Annotated in this window: 21 protein-coding genes and 1 pseudogene; 4 read left to right on the top strand and 18 right to left on the bottom strand. The window is 51.6% G+C overall.

What is annotated here, in order from left to right; translation table 11 throughout:
* Positions 1-99: 99 nt before the first annotated feature.
* Both ulaG and ulaR read left to right on the top strand, forming a co-directional pair.
* Positions 100-1,164 carry an L-ascorbate 6-phosphate lactonase gene (gene ulaG, locus OGY33_RS24120; RefSeq protein WP_003025649.1) on the top strand — a complete coding sequence of 355 codons (1,065 nt, stop codon included), beginning with the start codon at positions 100-102 and terminating at the stop codon, positions 1,162-1,164.
* A 106-nt stretch (positions 1,165-1,270) separates the two neighbouring features.
* Positions 1,271-2,026 (top strand): HTH-type transcriptional regulator UlaR, encoded by a 756-nt coding sequence (ulaR, locus tag OGY33_RS24125; protein ID WP_003025646.1) that lies wholly within the window; start codon positions 1,271-1,273, stop codon positions 2,024-2,026.
* Here ulaR and yjfP read toward each other — a convergent pair.
* Positions 2,023-2,772, bottom strand: coding sequence for an esterase (yjfP, locus tag OGY33_RS24130; RefSeq protein WP_048227203.1), 750 nt, complete (start codon positions 2,770-2,772; stop codon positions 2,023-2,025). The genes ulaR and yjfP overlap by 4 nt on opposite strands.
* 181 nt (positions 2,773-2,953) lie before the next feature.
* Here yjfP and bsmA point away from each other — a divergent pair, with 181 nt between their 5' ends.
* Both bsmA and yjfN read left to right on the top strand, forming a co-directional pair.
* Complete coding sequence (gene bsmA / locus OGY33_RS24135; RefSeq protein ID WP_057066585.1) at positions 2,954-3,283, top strand: biofilm peroxide resistance protein BsmA; 330 nt, start codon at positions 2,954-2,956, stop codon at positions 3,281-3,283.
* A 147-nt stretch (positions 3,284-3,430) separates the two neighbouring features.
* Entirely contained in the window at positions 3,431-3,706 is a 276-nt protein-coding gene (gene yjfN / locus OGY33_RS24140; protein ID WP_003830465.1) for a DUF1471 family protease activator YjfN, read from the top strand.
* Between the two features lie 86 nt (positions 3,707-3,792).
* Here the strand turns inward: yjfN and OGY33_RS24145 are convergent, their stop codons facing one another.
* The 17 genes and pseudogenes from OGY33_RS24145 to hfq all read right to left on the bottom strand — a co-directional run bounded on the left by OGY33_RS24145 (position 3,793) and on the right by hfq (position 20,448).
* The gene (locus tag OGY33_RS24145; RefSeq protein ID WP_191238911.1) at positions 3,793-5,415 is read right to left on the bottom strand and encodes an isovaleryl-CoA dehydrogenase; all 1,623 of its coding nucleotides are present in this window, start codon (positions 5,413-5,415) and stop codon (positions 3,793-3,795) included.
* A gap of 84 nt (positions 5,416-5,499) precedes the next feature.
* Positions 5,500-6,666 carry a glutathionylspermidine synthase family protein gene (locus OGY33_RS24150; RefSeq protein ID WP_191238912.1) on the bottom strand — a complete coding sequence of 389 codons (1,167 nt, stop codon included), beginning with the start codon at positions 6,664-6,666 and terminating at the stop codon, positions 5,500-5,502.
* A gap of 2 nt (positions 6,667-6,668) precedes the next feature.
* Complete coding sequence (locus OGY33_RS24155) at positions 6,669-7,310, bottom strand: DUF1190 domain-containing protein (protein WP_191238913.1); 642 nt, start codon at positions 7,308-7,310, stop codon at positions 6,669-6,671.
* A 9-nt stretch (positions 7,311-7,319) separates the two neighbouring features.
* Positions 7,320-7,718 (bottom strand): annotated as a pseudogene (locus OGY33_RS24160) (DUF350 domain-containing protein).
* A 19-nt stretch (positions 7,719-7,737) separates the two neighbouring features.
* Entirely contained in the window at positions 7,738-8,421 is a 684-nt protein-coding gene (locus OGY33_RS24165; RefSeq protein WP_156174778.1) for a YjfK family protein, read from the bottom strand.
* Complete coding sequence (locus OGY33_RS24170; protein ID WP_103014487.1) at positions 8,397-9,464, bottom strand: potassium channel family protein; 1,068 nt, start codon at positions 9,462-9,464, stop codon at positions 8,397-8,399. Before OGY33_RS24170 ends, OGY33_RS24165 begins: the two co-directional genes overlap by 25 nt.
* On the bottom strand, positions 9,464-10,162 hold the full coding sequence (locus OGY33_RS24175; RefSeq protein WP_103014488.1) for a PspA/IM30 family protein: 699 nt from the start codon (positions 10,160-10,162) through the stop codon (positions 9,464-9,466). The genes OGY33_RS24170 and OGY33_RS24175 overlap by 1 nt, the downstream gene beginning before the upstream one ends.
* 15 nt (positions 10,163-10,177) lie before the next feature.
* A complete protein-coding gene (locus OGY33_RS24180; protein ID WP_048215087.1) occupies positions 10,178-10,582 on the bottom strand; it encodes a YjfI family protein in 405 nt (134 codons plus the stop codon).
* A 124-nt stretch (positions 10,583-10,706) separates the two neighbouring features.
* Positions 10,707-11,438, bottom strand: coding sequence for a 23S rRNA (guanosine(2251)-2'-O)-methyltransferase RlmB (rlmB, locus tag OGY33_RS24185; RefSeq protein WP_003830482.1), 732 nt, complete (start codon positions 11,436-11,438; stop codon positions 10,707-10,709).
* A gap of 72 nt (positions 11,439-11,510) precedes the next feature.
* Positions 11,511-13,973 (bottom strand): ribonuclease R, encoded by a 2,463-nt coding sequence (gene rnr / locus OGY33_RS24190; protein WP_063941659.1) that lies wholly within the window; start codon positions 13,971-13,973, stop codon positions 11,511-11,513.
* 38 nt (positions 13,974-14,011) lie between these two features.
* Positions 14,012-14,437, bottom strand: coding sequence for a nitric oxide-sensing transcriptional repressor NsrR (gene nsrR, locus OGY33_RS24195; protein ID WP_191238914.1), 426 nt, complete (start codon positions 14,435-14,437; stop codon positions 14,012-14,014).
* Between the two features lie 216 nt (positions 14,438-14,653).
* A complete protein-coding gene (gene purA / locus OGY33_RS24200) occupies positions 14,654-15,952 on the bottom strand; it encodes an adenylosuccinate synthase (protein WP_003025606.1) in 1,299 nt (432 codons plus the stop codon).
* A 102-nt stretch (positions 15,953-16,054) separates the two neighbouring features.
* The gene (locus tag OGY33_RS24205) at positions 16,055-16,252 is read right to left on the bottom strand and encodes a DUF2065 domain-containing protein (protein WP_003025602.1); all 198 of its coding nucleotides are present in this window, start codon (positions 16,250-16,252) and stop codon (positions 16,055-16,057) included.
* Between the two features lie 82 nt (positions 16,253-16,334).
* Positions 16,335-17,339: a protease modulator HflC gene (gene hflC / locus OGY33_RS24210; protein WP_003830491.1), complete on the bottom strand. Its 1,005-nt coding sequence runs from the start codon at positions 17,337-17,339 to the stop codon at positions 16,335-16,337.
* Positions 17,340-17,341: 2 nt separating this feature from the next.
* Positions 17,342-18,595 (bottom strand): FtsH protease activity modulator HflK, encoded by a 1,254-nt coding sequence (hflK, locus tag OGY33_RS24215; RefSeq protein ID WP_063941660.1) that lies wholly within the window; start codon positions 18,593-18,595, stop codon positions 17,342-17,344.
* A 189-nt stretch (positions 18,596-18,784) separates the two neighbouring features.
* A complete protein-coding gene (gene hflX / locus OGY33_RS24220) occupies positions 18,785-20,065 on the bottom strand; it encodes a ribosome rescue GTPase HflX (RefSeq protein ID WP_003830495.1) in 1,281 nt (426 codons plus the stop codon).
* A gap of 74 nt (positions 20,066-20,139) precedes the next feature.
* Positions 20,140-20,448, bottom strand: a complete 309-nt coding sequence (gene hfq, locus OGY33_RS24225) for an RNA chaperone Hfq (protein ID WP_003025584.1) — start codon at positions 20,446-20,448, stop codon at positions 20,140-20,142.
* Positions 20,449-20,527 lie beyond the last annotated feature (79 nt).

Below are 20,527 nucleotides of genomic sequence, written 5' to 3' on the forward strand. Positions count from 1 at the left end.
CCAAAAATCAGCGCATTGCCTTCTTGAGAAAATGATGTCAGTATCAATCAAAACAAATCATCATTTGATTCAACTTGAACAAACATGAAGGTAATTGCGATGAGTAAAGTAAAAAGCATCACGCGTGAATCATGGATTCTGAGCACATTCCCGGAGTGGGGAAGCTGGCTCAATGAAGAGATCGAGCAGGAACAGGTCGCACCTGGCACTTTCGCTATGTGGTGGCTTGGCTGTACCGGAATTTGGCTAAAGTCTGAAGGCGGAACTAACGTCTGCGTCGATTTCTGGTGCGGTACGGGTAAACAGAGTCACGGTAACCCGCTGATGAAAACCGGTCACCAGATGCAACGCATGGCGGGCGTGAAGAAACTGCAGCCAAACCTGCGCACCACACCGTTTGTTCTTGATCCGTTTGCCATTCGTCAGATCGATGCGGTGCTGGCCACGCACGATCATAACGATCACATCGACGTAAATGTTGCGGCAGCCGTCATGCAGAACTGTGCCGACGACGTGCCGTTTATTGGACCGCAGACTTGTGTGGATCTGTGGATCGGTTGGGGTGTACCAAAAGAGCGCTGCATCGTGGTAAAACCTGGCGATGTGGTGAAAGTGAAAGATATTGAAATTCACGCGCTTGATGCGTTTGATCGTACGGCATTGATCACGCTTCCTGCCGATCAAAAAGCGGCAGGTGTGCTGCCGGATGGTATGGATGCCCGTGCCGTAAACTATCTGTTCAAAACGCCGGGCGGTACGCTTTATCACAGCGGTGATTCACACTACTCCAACTACTATGCAAAGCATGGCAATGAGCACCAGATCGACGTCGCGCTCGGATCCTACGGCGAGAACCCACGGGGTATTACGGACAAAATGACCAGTTCCGACATGCTGCGTATGGCGGAGGCCCTGAATACAAAAGTGGTGATCCCTTTCCATCACGATATCTGGTCAAACTTCCAGGCCGATCCTCAGGAGATCCGCGTACTGTGGGAGATGAAAAAGGATCGGCTGAAGTATGGCTTTAAGCCTTTTATCTGGCAGGTGGGTGGCAAGTTTACCTGGCCGCTGGACAAAGATAACTTTGAATATCACTATCCGCGCGGCTTTGACGACTGCTTCACGATTGAACCGGATTTACCGTTTAAATCGTTCTTGTGATCCACACAAAATGCCGGGCCATCCCGGCATTTTTTCCCATTTACTTTAGTATTTCCAGGCTATTTCAAATATCATCTTTTCAAATCAATTTGTATCGGAATAGCTCATGACTGAAGCACAAAGACATCAAATATTGCTGGATATGCTGGCGCAGTTGGGCTTTGTTACCGTTGAGAACGTGATTGAGCGTCTGGGGATTTCACCCGCCACAGCACGCCGGGATATCAACAAACTCGATGAAAGCGGCAAACTCAAGAAAGTCCGCAACGGCGCAGAAGCTATTACCCAGCAGCGACCGCGCTGGACGCCAATGAATCTGCACCAGGCACAGAACCACGATGAAAAAGTTCGCATTGCCAAGGCGGCATCCCAGCTTGTGAATGCGGGTGAAAGCGTGGTGATCAACTGCGGATCGACCGCCTTTCTGCTGGGTCGCGAAATGTGCGGCAAGCCGGTGCAGATCATCACTAATTATCTGCCGCTGGCAAACTATCTGATCGACCAGGAGCATGACAGCGTGATCATCATGGGAGGGCAATATAACAAAAGCCAATCCATCACGCTTAGCCCGCAAGGCAGTGAAAATAGCCTGTATGCCGGGCACTGGATGTTCACCAGTGGCAAAGGGTTGACCGCAGATGGACTGTATAAAACCGATATGCTCACCGCGATGGCGGAGCAGAAGATGCTTAACGTGGTGGGCAAACTGGTGGTGTTGGTCGATAGCAGTAAGGTCGGTGAACGCGCGGGGATGCTGTTCAGCCGCGCCGATCAAATCGATATGCTGATTACCGGCAAAAATGCGAACCCTGAGATCCTGCAACAGCTCGAAGCTCAGGGCGTGAGCATTATGCGCGTTTAAAGGTGCTGGCGGAAAAACGTCACCGTCGCAGCCAGCGCTTCTGGCGTGATGCGATGTCGTACGCCCGCTTCCCACAGGCAGGTCAGATTGTTGTCCAAACCTGCCTGAATCAGCGCTTGCTGTAAGCGGAAAGTTTCAACAGCCGGTACAACATCATCATCCTGTCCATGCCACAGCAGCAACGGCCTGTCAGCGAGGCGTGGTAACTGATGCGTAACATCCCATTCGGCAAGCGGGGCGATAACGGCATCAAATTCCGCCTGTTGCTCTGGGGTCTGAACCAGTAAAGGGGGAAACAGCGTCTGCGCAAGCCGGGTAAAATAGCCTGAACCCATCAGGCTGGCTACACATTTAACCTCAGGATGGCGCGCCATTATGCCCAATGCTGTCATTCCCCCCATCGACGCCCCACCGACGGCAAGCCGCTCATCTGAAAGCCAATTTTCCGCCACCAGCGCCGCACGTAACGTCGTAAACTCCTGCATATTTTGCTGCAAAATATGCCAGAAGCGATGCATCCGCACCTGGGCATCGCTTTTGAAGCGAGCGCCATGGTCGGGCGCATCTGGCATGACGACGCGGAACCCGGCCTGAGCCAGCGCAACGGCAAAATAGCTGTAAACCAGGCTTGAAGAGGTAAACCCGTGATAGAAGATAATACAAGGGAGTGAACATTCGCGTTTGCCAGCCGGAACGGCGTGCAGGACAGGGATACCCGCCAACTGTCGTGTTTCAATTTCGATCATTTGTCGCCTCTTTCTTTCTGGTATGCCATGCAGCAATACTTAACGCAAGCGAATGTGTTCGGCAATGATTCATAATGTTGAGAACTGGGTTACGCTTTCGCAACATTTTCATTCGAAAATCGCGTGAGAGATAACAATTCGGGAACATTCCCCTAAAGGGAAATTAATAAGGCACTACACTATGGCTATCAGGAAACGAGATAGAGTTATGCGTCGGTTTGCCTCTTTGTTGTTGGTTATGTTTTTAAGCGCCTGTAGCGTGCTACAGGGAACGCCACAACCCGCACCGCCCGTTGCCGACCACCCGCAGGAGATCCGCCGTGACCAGAGTAATGGGTTACAGCGATTAGGGACGGTTAGCGCGCTGGTAAGAGGCTCTCCGGATGATGCGCTGGCAGAGATCCGTGCCAAAGCCGCCGCGGCTAAAGCTGATTACTACGTGGTTTTATTAGTGGATGAAACTATCGTGACAGGCCAATGGTATTCACAGGCTATTTTGTATCGTAAATAACATTGGGTTGAAATTTAGTCAGCTTTACATTGCTTTGCGCCCCTATGCGTTTACCTGTGCACAATAAACCAACAGCAGGAAGCTTGAGGTTTATTATCGCGATGGAATGCCCTGCCGTGTGTAGGGGTACGAATAATGGAGCTGACGATGAAACAATCACTTGCCTTATCCTCACTGCTGCTTTCTGCCGGACTGGTAGGTACTACGGCGCAGTCTGCCGAATTCGCCAGTGCTGACTGTGTTACTGGCCTGAACGAAATTGGCCAGATATCTGTCAGTAACATTGCAGGAAATCCGCAGGATGTAGAACGTGTTGTCGCGTTAAAAGCGGATGAACAAGGTGCCTCATGGTATCGGATCATTCAAATGTACGAAGATCAGCAGCCCGACAACTGGCGCGTACAGGCCATACTCTATGCTTAACACATTGCCGGATGGCGTAAACTTATCTGACCTACGGTGAACTGTAGACATGATAAGACGCGAAAGCGTCGCCATCAGGCATATTATTACCGTAATCCCCCCGTTGCCCGCAGAAGCAAATCGTTCAGCACCTGCTCAGACAATCTTAGTCCCCCCCGCGTATCAAGCATCATTTGGCACCAGGCCTGCGCCACTGGCGGAGAAGAATAACGCAACATCTGCGCCCCGCAACCGAGCAGGAAAAGCTGCTGTGTAATCTCCCTTCCCATCTCCTCGCTGGGTTTACGTAAACGCTGCTGGAGCTGACGTACCATTCGATCGTAATGTCGATCTTGCCCTTTGACTTCCGCAAAGGCTTCGCTGAGCATATCGTACATGCCGGGTTGTTTGGTCAGTACCCGCAATACATCAAGGCACATAATGTTGCCAGAGCCTTCCCAGATACTGTTTACCGGCATTTCACGATACAAACGCGGCAGCTCGCTCTCCTCGCAATAGCCAATCCCACCCAGCACTTCCATCGCTTCTGCCACAAATGGCATACCGCTTTTGCAAACGGAGAATTTCGCCGCTGGTGTGAACAATCTGGCCCACAGCGCTTCTTTAGCATCAGCACGGCGGTCCCAGGCCCGCGCCAGTCGAAACAGTAACGCCGTTTGACCTTCCAGTTGGAGCGCCATCCGACCTAACACTTGACGCATCATCGGCTGTTCAATCAATGGCTTGCCAAAGACCTGCCGCTGGTGCGCATGGTAAATCGCGACGGAAAAAGCACGCCGCATCATACCGTGACTACCGAGCGCACAGTCAAAACGCGTCATCCCCCCCATTTTCAGGATATGGCGTATACCTTCCCCTTCTTCACCCAATAGCCAGCCAATCGCATCGTGGAATTCAACCTCGCAGCTGGCGTTGGAGCGGTTGCCTAACTTATCTTTCAATCTCTCAAGACGGATAGCATTACGCTGCCCGTCAGGTAAAAATCGCGGCACAAAAAAGCAGGATAATCCCCCCTTAGCCTGGGCCAGCACTAAATGGGCATCGCTTTGCGGCACGGAGAAAAACCACTTATGTCCCACCAGCCGATACGAGCCGTCAGCAAGACGTTCTGCCTGAGTGGTATTGCTCAGCACATCTGAACCACCCTGTTTCTCAGTCATGCCCATGCCGATAAGCAGCCCACGCTTTTGCCCACCTGGCAGTAAATGCGAGTCATAACGGTCGCTTAGCAGCGGCGTAAGCCAGTCGTGAAAGGGGGCGGGTAACATTTGAAGTAACAGCGGCGTGGCGGCAAAAGTCATGGTCACCGGACACAACGTGCCAGCTTCCACCTGCGCATGCAGCATGAAACGGGCCGCCCGGGCAACAAATGTTCCCTGCCTCGCATCTTCTTCCCAGGCCAGATTATGTACGCGGTTGGCGCATAATCCCTGCATCAGCAAATGCCAGGCAGGATGAAAACGCACATCATCCAGCCGCTGCCCCTGCGGGTCGTAGCGCAACAGTTCAGGTGGAAAAGCATTGGCCAGACGCCCCAGTTCGAGCGACTCGGCAGTCCCTAGCTGCTGACCAATACTGGCGAGAAGATCGCTGTCCCAGCCAGCGCCTTCGCGGATAACCGCTTCGCACAGTGCGCCGTCGGACAAATATAAGTTACTGTTATTGAGCGGTACAGGTTGGTTAAAAACGGTATGCGTTTGCCAGTGCATTGTGTCTCCCTCCGTCAATTGCCGTCGCTTTAAGTATGGTCAGAACCACATTATTCGCGACGGAGGGAGATCACAAAAGTACGGTTAGCCCGCAATATAATGAGGAATAAAACGAGAAGTATCTTTAGTGATCAAAGTATTATCCTCGCGGATCCCCATACCACAGGCTTCATCATCCACGATCCAACTGCCAATCAACGTGTAGCTGTCGCCAAAGCGCGGTAATGGCTGAAATGCCTGATAGATCATCGGTTCTTCCGCATAATCCCCCTCAGCATGCTCCACTATCTGCTGCTGACCATTAAAAATGGTGACGTTACCCCCCTCTCGAGAAAATATCGGTTTGCGTACATAGCTTTCACCAGCCGCAATTTGTGGCGTTTCACCGTCAAACCAGGCTGGCAGCAGGTTGGGATGGTTGGGAAAAAAATGCCACAGCAAAGGCATTAACCCTTTATTGCTGAGCACACTCTTCCACAACGGCTCAACCCACTGTTCGCGGCGATGGCGCAGCAAGGGGCCATTCTCATCTCGCATCATCCACTCCAGGGGATAGAGCTTAAAGGCGCGACGAATGACGTTATCGTCAAGGTCAGTGAGAACGCCGCCAACGCCAAGACCCAGATCCTCCACGTAAATAAACCGTGATTCTTGCCCGGCCTGCTGCGCGCAATCCTGTAAATACAACACCGTGGTACGATCTTCGTCAGTATCTTCGCAGCAGCAAAAATAGAAGGGCTCTGGGCTATAAAGCTCAGCAAAACGGGAGATTAGCCGCTCCTGAATGGCGTTGTACTGGTCGGCGTCGCGTGTGATCACCCCGCTGCGACGCGCATCTTCCAGCCATAGCCACTGGAAATACGCTGACTCATAAAGCGACGTTGGCGTATCCGCGTTGTACTCCAGCAGCTTGACCGGGGCGTTATTTCCGCACCAGACAAAATCCATGCGGCCGTACAGGGAGGGATCGCGATTGCGCCAGCTTTCGGCAATAACGTCCCAGTACAGCGGCGGGATCGCCAGTTGCTGCATAATCTGTTCGTCGTTAACTGCTCGTTCGACGACATCCAGACACATCTGGTGCAGTTCCGCAGTGGGTTTTTCGATCTGCTCTTCCACTTGCCGGAGCGTAAAGCGGTATGCCCGGCTCTCATCCCAGTAAATCTCGTTATCGATAATATGAAAATCAAAGCCGTGATCGTAGGCGATCCGGTCCAAATCCTGGCGAACAGGGACATCATGTCGCAGCATCGTTAACCTCCCCAGTGCCCACGCGCGCTGGACGAACGCCCGTAGCCGCCGCGTGAAACCGTCGAGACTTTCTTCGTCGTATAACTATGGCTGGTTGCAGTATCATGTTTTCCACTACCGGAACGCCAACTGTAATCCCCGGAAGTCGTACGCCAGACCGGGCGCGAAGCATAGGAAGAACCGCCGCTGCTATAAACATATTGTTCGTCGCGATTTTTGCGAATGACGCGGCTGAGTAAAAAACCGGAGAATATCGGCACCCAGCTTTGATCGGTACTATCGAGATAGCAGTCGCCAAACTGCGTCTGACAGCTCTGCTTGTTCATTTGCTTTGGCAGACTGGAGTAGAACTCTGTTTTCGCATTGTTCCAGCCATCGGCACAAACGGTGGCGCTATTGCCATCGTCAATGCATTCACTCACTGCAGAGTAAAAAGTACCGTCACCATCATTATCGGTATTGCCGTCATCAGCACATCCTTTGAGGACAAAAAATGCCGCTCCGCCCATAATGGCCAGCGTCAGGTATTTTCCACTGTATCGGCTGCGTTTTTTTGCATAGGGGTTCGCCGTGCGCCCAATTCGCGTGATGGCAGAATGCCCTGGCACCCTGTTTTTGTTTCCAGATTTACGTTTTCTTGCCATGATCGTCCATTACCATGTCATGCAGGCGGCGTTAAAAATGCCCCCCGCCAGGGCAGCAGTTCCCATAAATAATCCCGCTGCAGTATTATGGTTAATAATTTTTTCACTCAGTGCCGGCATGTATAAACGCACACCGCCGTAAATGACGAGTTGTATCACCAGCGCGATGCCGCCCCAGGCGAAATAATCCGGAATGCTGACGGCGTTAATTGCCGCGCTGGATAATGGAATAACTTAGCCCAGCAACGTGCCGCTAAAGGCCAGTGACGCTGCCGTATTATTATTTTTAATCAGTTGCCACTCGTTGTGCGGCGTGATTTTTGAGTATATAAACAGAAAAACGATCACCATGGCCGCGCCAATAAAAAAATAGGCACAAAAAGCCAGTAATGAATCCAGTATGTGCATTGTGTAACCTTCCCTGAAATTAACCAATTACATTAAGTGATGTTAATGGAATATCTACACCCAGCGCCCGTGAGAATACCCACTCTGGCTCTCCCTGCTCATTAAACGACTCTTCACCGTTCAACAGCAGGTATTCCCATGTATCCTCTGTAACCTGTCGCTGATAGCCCATGGTAAAATTATGTACATTCCATATGGCATGCTGATGATTTTCTACTTTTTCCAGCATATAAACCGGCTCAATGTTCCCCGGTTCTTCCTCGTTAAAAAAGCGTTGCCAGCGCTCTTCCTGCCAGCTAAGCGCCGGAGTCCCTATTGCAGAAGGGCTAATGGCAGACTGCCAGTGTTTTTTCTTCGAAATCCCGTAACTTTCCGCATAAACAAAGAATTTGATATCGTCGATATCATCAATGTCTGAGCCGCCCGTGGTATTAATTTGCAGAAACTCTTCTCCGGACGTGTAGTAGCGAAAAATCTGGCTTCCGCCGCCTAAATCAATGTGGCTGGCGGCTGCAACGGTGTACTCCTCACCAGGCAATTCGATCAATAGTGACTCTTCAAGCAGACGAAATGCCAGCGTGTTAAGCGTAAAACCAGCATTCAGATGTAACCCTAACGGCCCGCGGGCTGGCGCAACAACAGCCTCTTTACCAAATAAACGCCGGATAAAACTCGTGATCATTTTCCCTCTATCTCCATCCATGCAATCTCTTTCGCCAGAATGCGGCTGTTACCTATCAAATGCAGCCACATACCGCCCTTTACCTCTGTCGAAATGACCGGATTTAATTCCATACCCCGACCATTTTTGCAGCTGCTAATACCCAAAACTGTGGCATCGTGGCGAAGCTTCATATAACGCATGAGATCGCCATAACGAATTGAAACGACCTCCTCAGGTATTGGCACGGCAAACCCTGTATCACCCAGCATGGGATTCATGATGGATGCGACCGACTGCGAAGACCCCGGATCCTGAATGGATCGAGAAAGCTGCTCAGCGGAGAGATTGCGCACAATTTCAATACGTGGACAATGAACTTCCAGCAATCCTGCGTAACGCTCATCTTCCATATAAGCAACCACATGGCATTGTTCAGGAATCGAATCCGCCAGTGAAAGCGCGATGGTGAACGTGAGTTCATCTGTACGAGCAAATATGATCGCACTCTGGCAATTGCATAACCCCATACGAGCATGCTCTTGCGGGTCATTAAAATTACGTATACGAATGAAATCGACCCAGTTATTTCCCGACAAAGGATGCTGTATGTCATCGGATTCACACAGGAGCACCCGCTCAAAAACACGCCGGGTGTCATACAGCAGCAGCGATATCATTTTTTCCGTCTGGTGGCCTCGCCAGCCGACCACCAGCATATGGTTTCGCAAATGCCGATAATCTCCCATCCCCATCATTCCTTTTGCTAACATCCCTTGCACCAGGCCGATAACCTTTCCCATTAATGCGCCAAATAAACCAACGCTGACAGGAATTTGCCAGATCGCCGTAAAAATCCGGCCTGCCGCAGTTTGCGGACTGATGTCGCCAAAACCCAATGTTGAGCCGACGACTGAGCAGTAATAGATAAAATCGCTCAGACGACCCACCAGCGTTTCTTCACCCAGTAATCTCAGCACCAGGTAACAAAACAGGTACTGCCCAGCGAACAGGCCGAATAATGCAGGCCAGGTCAGTCTTGAAAGATGCCGTTGGCACGTTTTGATGACCCAAGTAAACAGCATTACTCGCCTTGCTGACGCTGCAGTCGTGCCAGTACATCCTGAGCCGAACTTTTATTGCTCGCCCCAATGCCGGCTTCGGCCAGCTTCTCATCCAGGTCACGCCCATCCGCAACCTTTTCCAGCTGCGCAGCGGCATCCAGACGGGCCTGACGCTCTGCCTGTCGCGTTTGCAAACGCTTGAGCGACTCTGCGGCTGTAGACACACTCGAAGACGCGCCTACGGTTGAGGTGGTCACTGCCTGCTGGGCGCGCTGCATCGCTTCCGTCGCCTTTACCACCTCAAGCTGCTGTTCAAACTGTGCAATCCGTTGTGCGGTTGCACTCACCGCTTTTTCAACGCCATCCCGCGACAATTCAAGGTTAGCGAGTACTTGCTCTTCTGCAGCAATGACATCCTCTAAGCGGGCAATTTCTTCAGCAACTTCGTTGATCAGTGACGGGTTAGCGTTTTTACTCAGCGCTTCCAACACTCGTGTTTCCAGACTGGATTTACGCTCACGCAGATCGTTCAACTTGTCATTACTCAGCCTCACGCGCGCCAGCAGGTCTACTCGTGATTTTCCGGCTTTATCCAGCTCACCTTTCGCATCACGGATATGCTGCTCCAGCATGCGGACCCCCTGCGCTTCTTCAATTGACTCTTCCGCCTGAGAAAGCACGGACTTACCGAGGGTAAACAGGCTTTTTAAAATTCCCATAAATAGCGTTCCTTGTTATTCGTGAGTGTATTCTTCAGTGATTTCAGCCAGATCTAGCGCGTTTTCCGCAAGCGTAGTCATCTCCAGCACTACATCATCAAGTGATGAATTAAGCGAAAGTGCTCCAAATGCGACGTAATATTCATCCTGCTGAACGCGAGAAATCCCCACGGAAGACAGAGGAAGGAGTTTCTGATTACGTAATAAGAAAATATTGAATTCATTTTTCTGATTAATACTGCAGACAGGACAAATAACTGTTTCAATAATTATCTGGCGGGATGTGAATAAAATACCGAGTGATAAATCACCATAATCATTCATTTTGATAATTAATGATTGCTCGTTATATTCAATATCTATATTTAATTCAGGAAGAGTTTGTACTGCTTCAGCAAGCAACTGCGGAGTCCATGCCATATATTATCCATATATAATTCAATTAGAAATAAATGAAATGAATATCATTTCCTACCCTTTATCATACTCGTTTAAAATAAAAAAAAGCCACCCGAATCCGGGTGACTTTGTCTGAAAAATAAGTTTAGCCGCGCTGGCGGACGGCTTCAAACAGGCAGATGCCCGTCGCAACTGAAACGTTCAATGACGAAACGCTCCCTGCCATCGGGATGCTGATCAGTTCGTCACAGTGTTCGCGGGTCAGGCGGCGCATACCTTCACCCTCTGCGCCCATCACCAGCGCCAGACGACCGGTCATTTTGCTCTGATAGAGAGTATGGTCGGCTTCACCTGCGGTTCCGACGATCCAGATATTCTCTTCCTGCAGCATACGCATGGTGCGCGCCAGGTTGGTCACGCGGATCAGCGGTACGCTTTCTGCCGCACCACAGGCCACTTTTTTCGCCGTCGCATTCAACTGTGCGGAACGATCCTTCGGTACGATTACAGCATGTACGCCAGCGGCATCGGCGCTACGCAGGCATGCGCCCAGGTTATGCGGATCGGTGACGCCATCGAGGATCAAAAAGAACGGCTGATCGAGCGTAGCAATCAGATCCGGCAGATCGTTTTCCTGATACTGACGGCCAGGCTTCACGCGAGCAATAATCCCCTGATGTACCGCACCCTCGCTTTTCTCATCCAGAAACTGACGGTTAGCCAGTTGAATGACAACACCCTGTGCTTCCAGTGCGTGGATCAGCGGCAGCAGGCGTTTATCTTCACGACCTTTGAGAATAAAGACGTCCTGGAAGCGCTCAGGCGCACGTTCCAGCAGGGCCTGCACCGCATGGATGCCGTAAATCATTTCACTCATGAATGTACTCGTTAATAGTTTATGCGTAACGCCGGGCAACGCGAAGGTTGCCCGACTTACAGTCTATGGCTGTTATTGTGCGACTTTCTTTTTCGCCGCACGTTTAGCTTTAGTGGCGGCAGCAATTTTAAGCGTTTTTGCCGAAGGCTTTTTCGCTTTTTTATCGCCTTTCTTCTCAGCCGCATTCTTATCCGCCTGAGGTTTGGCTCTGCCTTTCTTCTCGCCGCGGAAAGCGCTGTCCGGCTCGAAATTCACCTTTTTGCCCATCTGACGACGTTTACCGGTATTTTTACCCGCATCGCCTTTTTTGGCTTTTTCGCGCGCGGTTTTACCCTCATTACGCGGCGCACGTTCACTGGAGATCAAGCTGAAGTCGATCTTACGCTCGTCCATGTTGACTGCTTCCACGCGAACTTCCACGCGATCGCCCAGGCGATACATCTGGCCGCTGGATTCCCCCGTCAGGCGCTGCCCAACCTGGTCGAAACGATAGTAGTCGTTATCCAGAGAGGAGACATGCACCAGACCATCGATAAACAGTTCATCGAGACGGACAAAGAAACCAAATCCGGTCACGCTGGCAATCACGCCTTTGAAGACATTACCCACCTGGTCCAGCATGAAGTCGCACTTCAGCCAGTCAGAGACATCGCGCGTGGCTTCATCAGCACGGCGCTCGGCCATCGAACAGTGCTGACCCAGTTGCAGCATCTCTTCCATCGAATAATGGTAGCCACCGGTTTCCGTGGTGTTGCCCTTATGGCCCTGCTCCTGCGCCAGCAGATACTTAATCGCCCGGTGCAAGGAGAGATCCGGGTAACGACGGATCGGTGAAGTAAAGTGTGCATAAGATTGCAGCGCCAGGCCAAAGTGACCACGGTTTTCCGGATCGTAAATCGCCTGCTTCATCGAACGCAGCAGCATGGTTTGCAGCATTTCTGCGTCAGGACGGTCAGCAATCGACTCCAGCAGTTCAGCGTAATCACGCGGCTCAGGTTTGTTACCACCTGGCAGCTCCAGCCCCAGCTCTGCCAGGACGGAACGGAACGAGTTAATCGCTTCGGTCGTCGGCTTATCGTGAATACGGAACAGCGCTGGCTCTTTGGCTTTCTCAACGAATCGCGCCGCTGAGATATTCGCCATGATCATGCACTCTTCAATCAGCTTGTGCGCGTCGTTACGCTGCGTCTGCTCGATACGCTCAATACGGCGTTCAGCATTGAAGATAAACTTCGCCTCTTCACTTTCAAACGAGATACCGCCACGCTCTTCACGGGCTTTATCCAGCACTTTGTAGAGGTTATGCAACTCTTCAATGTGTTTAACCAGCGGTGCGTACTGCTCACGCAGCTCCTGGTCGCCCTGCAGCATGTGCCAGACCTTGGTGTAGGTCAGACGTGCGTGGGAACTCATGACCGCTTCGTAGAATTTAAAGCCGGTTAAACGGCCTTTCGACGAAATGGTCATTTCACAGACCATACACAACCTGTCCACCTGCGGATTGAGTGAACACAATCCGTTGGACAGCACTTCCGGCAGCATCGGAACAACCTGCGACGGGAAGTAAACGGATGTGCCACGGCTACGAGCTTCCTGGTCCAGCGGAGTCGGCGGGCGAACGTAATAGCTTACGTCAGCAATCGCCACCCATAAACGCCAACCACCGCCGCGTTTCTTCTCGCAATAAACCGCATCGTCGAAGTCGCGCGCATCTTCGCCATCGATAGTCACCAGCGGCAGATCGCGCAGATCGACACGTCCTACTTTCGCCTCTTCCGGCACTTCTTCTTTCAGCCCGGCGACCTGTTTCTCAACCGCCTGAGGCCAGATATATGGGATTTCATGAGTACGCAGGGCCATATCCACAGCCATGCTGGTTCCCATGTTGTCACCCAGCACTTCAACAATTTTACCCACCGCTTTAGTGCGGCGAGTTGGACGCTGGGTCAGTTCAACGACAACCACAAAGCCCATACGAGCGCCCATTACCTCTTCCGGCGGGATCAGAATATCGAAGCTCAGGCGGCTGTCGTCTGGGACGACAAATCCAACACCAGCGTCGGTGAAGTAGCGGCCGACAATCTGGCTGGTTTTCGGCACCAGTACGCGCACAATACGCGCTTCGCGGCGACCTTTACGGTCCGCGCCTAACGGCTGCGCCAGCACCTGATCGCCATGAATGCAGGTTTTCATTTGCTCGCTGGACAGATACAGGTCATCTTTGCGGCCTTCAACGCGCAGAAAGCCGTAGCCATCACGGTGGCCAATAACGGTACCTTTCAGCAGGTCAAGACGCTCCGGCAGCGCATAGCATTGACGACGGGTGAAGACCAGTTGTCCGTCACGCTCCATCGCGCGCAGGCGACGACGCAGCGCTTCTTGCTGCTCTTCACCTTCAATATTGAGTTCAGCGGCCAGCTCATCGCGGTTGGCCGGCTTTTCACGTTTAGTTAAATGTTCGAGGATAAATTCCCGGCTCGGGATAGGATTCGCGTATTTTTCTGCTTCGCGTTCCTGGAAAGGATCTTGTGACATGTCGGTTCCTCCGTCATCATCGCTGCTGGCGGGAGTCGTTACTCCACCAGCAATAATTTATAAAGCGGTTGATTCTTTTCAACCAAATCAGCAAGTGTGTAGTTGTCCAGTTCCATGAGAAAACTTTGCACTGCTTTAGAAAGCGCCTGTTTGAGTCGACAGGCCGGGGTAATATGGCAAAACTCGCTGCTACAGTTGACCAACGATAAGGGTTCCAGCTCGCGAACCACATCACCAATACCAATATCCTTAGCGGGTTTACCCAGGCGGATACCGCCATTTTTTCCTCGAATAGCAGTAACAAAGCCCGCCCGGCTAAGTTGATTGATTATTTTGACCATATGATTACGGGACACGCCGTAGACTTCTGTCACCTCAGAAATACTGGTCATACGTCCTTCGGGAAGTGACGCCATGTAGATTAGCGCACGTAATCCGTAATCGGTGAAACTTGTTAACTGCACATCAACCTCAGGAAAAGGGATAAAACGGATATACCTGGTAGTATTAATTACATTGATGATAAACCAGCCACCAGCCAGGTCGCTAATTTATTTCAGTTCGGGAAGGAAAAAAGCGAGGAACTTACGTGATTTTAAGCCGGATTCTGATGCAAAGCACCTTATCCGGCATAAATTAGTGCAAGCGCAGCGCCTTTTGACGCTACGCTATAACCAGAATTATGCGTCGAACGGGTCGCGCAGGATCATGGTTTCAGTACGGTCTGGGCCAGTTGAGATAATATCAATCGGCACACCGGTCAGTTCTTCAATACGCTTGATGTAGTTCAGCGCTGCCTGCGGCAGACCGCTACGTTCCTTCACGCCGAAGGTGGATTCAGACCAACCCGGCATGGTTTCGTAAATCGGCTCGATACCTTTCCAGTCGTCAGCTGCCAGCGGAGTAGTCGTTACTTCGCGGCCATCCGGCATACGGTAAGCAACACAGATTTTCACCTCTTTCAAACCGTCCAGTACGTCCAGTTTGGTCAGGCAGAAGCCAGACAGGGAGTTAATCTGTACTGCACGGCGTACAGCAACGGAATCCAGCCAACCGGTACGACGACGACGACCGGTGGTCGCGCCATACTCGTTACCTTGTTTGCACAGGAACTCGCCAACGTCATCAAACAGCTCAGTCGGGAACGGACCCGCACCTACACGAGTAGAGTAAGCTTTGATGATACCCAGAACGTAGTCCACATAACGTGGGCCCAGGCCGGAGCCGGTTGCCACGCCACCTGCGGTGGTGTTGGAGGACGTTACGTACGGATAGGTACCGTGGTCGATATCCAGCAGCGTACCCTGCGCACCTTCAAACATAACGAAATCGCCACGCTTACGCGCCTGGTCCAGCAGATCGGAAACATCAACAACCATTGAGGTCAGGATGTCGGCGATAGCCATCACATCATCCAGCACTTTCTGGTAGTCAACTGCTTCAACTTTATAGAAATTCACCAGCTGGAAGTTGTGATATTCCATCACTTCTTTCAGTTTTTCAGCGAAAGTTGCTTTATCAAACAGATCGCCAACACGCAGACCGCGACGAGCTACTTTGTCTTCATAAGCTGGACCGATACCACGACCGGTAGTACCGATCGCTTTCTCGCCACGCGCTTTCTCACGAGCGTTATCCAACGCAACGTGATAATCAAGGATCAGCGGACAAGCTTCAGACAGCAGCAGGCGCTCGCGAACCGGGATACCACGATCTTCCAGTCCTTTCATTTCTTTCATCAGCGCGGACGGAGACAGAACAACACCGTTACCGATGATGCTGATTACGTTTTCGCGAAGAATGCCTGATGGAATAAGATGGAGGACGGTTTTTTCACCGTTGATTACGAGAGTATGGCCTGCGTTGTGACCACCCTGGTAGCGCACAACATATTTAGCCCGTTCAGTCAGAAGATCGACGATCTTCCCTTTACCTTCGTCACCCCATTGGGTGCCCAGTACGACGACGTTGTTACCCATTTTTCAAAATCACCGTTTGCTTAAAAATGGATTCTACCACCGCTTTTTCAGATATACAGCACTTTTTGCATGCGAAAATCCGCAAATTAGTCTACTTATTGATCAGCCAATCGTTTTCCTCAACATGTAGTAGACCACAACGCCCGCAACCACAAGACCGCCACCAAAACGACGCAAAATATTTTCGGGAAGTTGCGCCATTGCGGAGATCATTTTCTTCCATGCGCTGGGATAAAGCATCGGACCCAGCCCTTCCAGCACCAAAACCAGCGCGAGCGCCAGCAAAATTGTTGAATTCATCCATCGCCCTTATATAAAAAGAAAACCACCGCATCCCTGGAGATGCCGGTGGTTTTGCTGCTTTAAAACCGCTGGAACGCGATTAGCGTGTCGCGGTATTTGGTGTCTTCATGTAGCGGAAGAAATCGCTGTCCGGGCTCATGACCATCACGTCCTGATTCCCTTCAAAGCTCTTCTCGTAAGCACGCAGGCTACGGATGAAGGCGTAGAAGTCAGGATCCTGACTGAACGCATCGGCAAACAGCTTAGCGGCTTCTGCATCGCCTTCACCGCGCATAATACGGCCCTGACGCTCAGATTCTGCCAGCGTTTTAGTGACTTCATAGTCAGCCGTTGCACGCAGTTTTTCCGCCTCTTCCTGGCCTTGTGAACGATGGCGACGCGCTACCGCTTCACGCTCAGCGCGCATACGGTTGTAGATAGCCTCGGACACTTCAGCAGGCAGGTTGATTTGCTTAATACGCACGTCAACCACTTCGATGCCCAATGCCGCCATACTGTTCGGATTGATGACCGGTACTTTACCGTTCGTTTCAGCCTGAACACGTTCAGCCGCTTCGGCAATCGCGCTATCTGCTGCCGGAGTCGCCACTTCATCTTCCGTGCCAGCAGAACCGGAGTTCAGCGCGTCACGCACTTCCAGGGTCAGACGACCGCGGGAATCGGTAACGATGTCCTTCACGTCCAGACGACCAATTTCAGAACGCAGACGGTCAGAGAACTTACGTTTCAGCAGGACTTCCGCCTGAGAAACATCGCCACCGCCCGTTGCCAGGTAGTAACGGCTAAAGTCACTGATGCGCCACTTGATGTAGGAGTCAACGATCAGGTCTTTCTTCTCTTTGGTAACAAAGCGATCGGCCTGGTTGTCCATGGTCTGAATACGCGCATCCAGCATCTTCACAGATTCAATAAACGGAATCTTGAAGTGCAGGCCTGGTGCAACAACCAGCGGCTTGTTTTCATCGTCACGCAGAACTTTACCAAAGCGCAGAGTAATACCGCGCTCGCCTTCTTTGACCACAAAGACAGACATGAACAGAACTACCAGAACGATGATGATAATCGCAATAACTGACTTACGCATCGTTATTCCCCCTGACGCTGGTAGTCGTTACGCTGCGCATTCGCGCGGCGTTGGTCCATAATATCGCCCTGACTGGTGGACGAAGTGTTGCTTGCTCCAGTGCTGGAAGTCGTTGCTGGCGGAAGACGCAGCAGGTTTGAACTGCTGTCAGTCTTTGTTGCTGGCGCACTACCACCTTTCAGCATTTGATCCAGCGGCAGAACCATAAGATTGCTACCTTTATCGTTAACCAGGACTTTGCGGGTATTGCTCAGCACTTTTTCCATGGTTTCGATATACAGACGCTCGCGGGTAATTTGCGGTGCGGCTTTATATTCCGGCAGAATTTTTGCGAAGCGAGCCACTTCACCCTGTGCTTCCAGGATGGTCTGAGTCTTATACGCACGTGCTTCTTCCAGAATACGCTGCGCCTGACCGTTTGCACGCGGCTGAACTTCGTTGGTGTACGCTTCCGCTTCACGGATGTACTGCTGTTCGTTTTCACGTGCTGCGATAGCATCGTCAAACGCGGCTTTTACTTCTTCCGGCGGACGTGCAGCCTGGAAGTTGACGTCCAGCAGGGTGATACCCATGTTGTACGGACGGATCGTTTCTTCCAGTTCACGTTGGGTGTCGCTACGAATAACGGTACGCCCTTCGGTCAGGATACGGTCCATGGTGTATTTACCGATAACCCCACGCAGGGCGCTGTCAGTAGCCTGACGCAGACTGTCATCCGCGCTGGTTACGCTAAACAGGTAACGCTGCGGATCGGTCACGCGGTACTGTACGTTCATTTCGACGCGCACGACGTTTTCGTCAGAAGTCAGCATGACGCCGGAGGCGGCAAGTTCACGCACGGCTTCAACGTTGACCGGTGTCACTTCGTCGACAAAGGTCGGTTTCCAGTTCAGACCCGGTTCAACCAAATGGCTGAATTTACCGAAGCGTGTCACCACGCCGCGTTCCGCTTCTTTAATGGTATAGAAACCGCTGGCCGCCCAGATAATGACGATAGCGGCCGCTGCGATAGTAAAGACTCGACCGCCCAGTTGCGGACGCGGGCCTTGCGATGAACTACCGCCGCCAGAGCCAGTACCTTTACCGCCACCCAGACCACCGAGCTTTTTACTCAGTTTGCGGAAGATATCGTCCAGATCGGGAGGTCCCTGCTCGCGACCACCTTTGTTTCCATTTCCCTCAGGGTTGCCGCCAGGTTTGCTGCTTCCCCAGGGGTCGCGGTCTTGTCCGTTATTACCGGGCTGATTCCACGCCATTTTTGTGCTCCATATTTGTTATGCGATGCTATACCTGCGTCTTTTGCGCTGCCGTTGCGTTGGCTGCGTCCCTCAACGCCAGTCACATAGTTGACTATGCTCCTGGAGATTTCAGGACTTGCCGCCTTCCTGCCGCACAAAATCCACAAGGTATAGAGGCGAAAAAATCTTCAGGCCATATCCGTCAGATCAGACAACATAGTCTTCCAGTGCCGGTTCTTGTTTACAGAGGCGACGCCAGTCTACGATCGGCATACGAACCTGCAGACCTACGCTGCCGTCCTCCTCCATCCACTCTTTTTCTATTGCCTGAAGTTGATAAAACCGGCTTCTCAAACGCCCTTCCTGCGGCGGCAAACGCAACGTATGCTGCGCCACCTCACCGGAAAGTCGCTCAGTCAAAGCCTGAAAAAGTTGTGGTATACCAATCCCCGTTTGCGCTGATACCCAAACGCGAATGGGTTTATTCTCTTCATCTCTGTCGATACGCGGCTCAAAGTCATCCAACATATCGATTTTATTCATCACCAGCAGGGTCGGGATCTCATGCGCATCGATCTCTTCGAGCACCGTATCGACGGCCTCAATGTTTTCCTGCACACGAAAATCTGCTGCATCAATAACGTGCAGCAGCAATGTCGCCTGACGTGTTTCCTGCAAGGTGGCCTTAAACGCCGCCACCAGGTCGTGCGGCAAATGACGGATAAACCCAACGGTATCCGCCAGCACAGTCTCACCCACGTCCGCAACGTCTATTCTGCGTAGCGTCGGGTCCAGGGTCGCAAACAGCTGATCTGCTGCGTAGACCTGGGCTTCGGTGATCTGGTTGAACAGGGTGGATTTTCCGGCGTTGGTATATCCCACCAGTGATACGGTTGGGACATCCGCTTTCTTGCGCGACTGTCGCCCCTGCTCACGTTGCTTTTCAACTTTTTCCAGGCGCGACTGTATCTGCAAAATGCGATTACGCAGCAAACGACGGTCGGTTTCGAGCTGGGTTTCACCCGGGCCGCGCAAACCAATCCCGCCCTTTTGCCGTTCAAGGTGAGTCCAGCCACGGACCAGACGCGTAGCCATATGGCGCAACTGCGCCAGCTCAACCTGCAACTTACCCTCATGGGTTCGCGCACGCTGGGCAAAAATATCTAAAATGAGACCAGTCCTGTCGATAACAAGACACTGGCACAACTGTTCCAGGTTACGTTCCTGGGCAGGGCTTAGAGCATGATCAAAAATCACCACCGCAGCGCCAGTCGCTTTTACGGCTTCGGCAATTTCGATTGCCTTACCTTCACCAACAAAATACTTCGGGTGCGGTGCTTTACGGCTCCCGGTAATCACCTGCATTGCTTCGACACCGGCGGAAGAAACCAGAGATTCAAACTCCTGGAGGTCTTCCATATCTTTGTCTTGCGAAAAATAGATGTGTACCAGTACCGCCTGCTCACCGGCATCATAACGGTCAAACAAGCGTCAACCCCTTAATATAAATCAACGGGGAACACAGGATCGCTGGCTCCCCGTATGTAAAACAGCTAATAACCTTATTCGGTTTCTTCGCTGTCCTGTTGCGCAGATGAACCTTGCGCGTTGCTACCGTGATGGTAGTTGCTGCCTGTGCCGCCGGTGGCATTATTGCTGTGATGAGAAACCGGACGAGACGGGACAACAGTAGAAATCGCGTGCTTATAAACCATCTGGCTGACCGTGTTTTTCAACAGGATCACGAACTGATCAAAAGACTCGATTTGACCTTGCAGCTTAATACCATTCACCAAATAAATAGAAACTGGAACACGTTCCCGACGCAGTGCGTTCAGGAACGGATCTTGTAAAGATTGCCCCTTAGCCATTCTCTCTTTTCCTTATATGCTTATTTGTACTTTGAACCTTTCGATTCTGAAAAATTGCGCACGATACGTTTCAATTGTA

The organism is Citrobacter sp. Cpo032, from assembly GCF_030332975.1.
Taxonomy (GTDB): domain Bacteria; phylum Pseudomonadota; class Gammaproteobacteria; order Enterobacterales; family Enterobacteriaceae; genus Citrobacter; species Citrobacter portucalensis.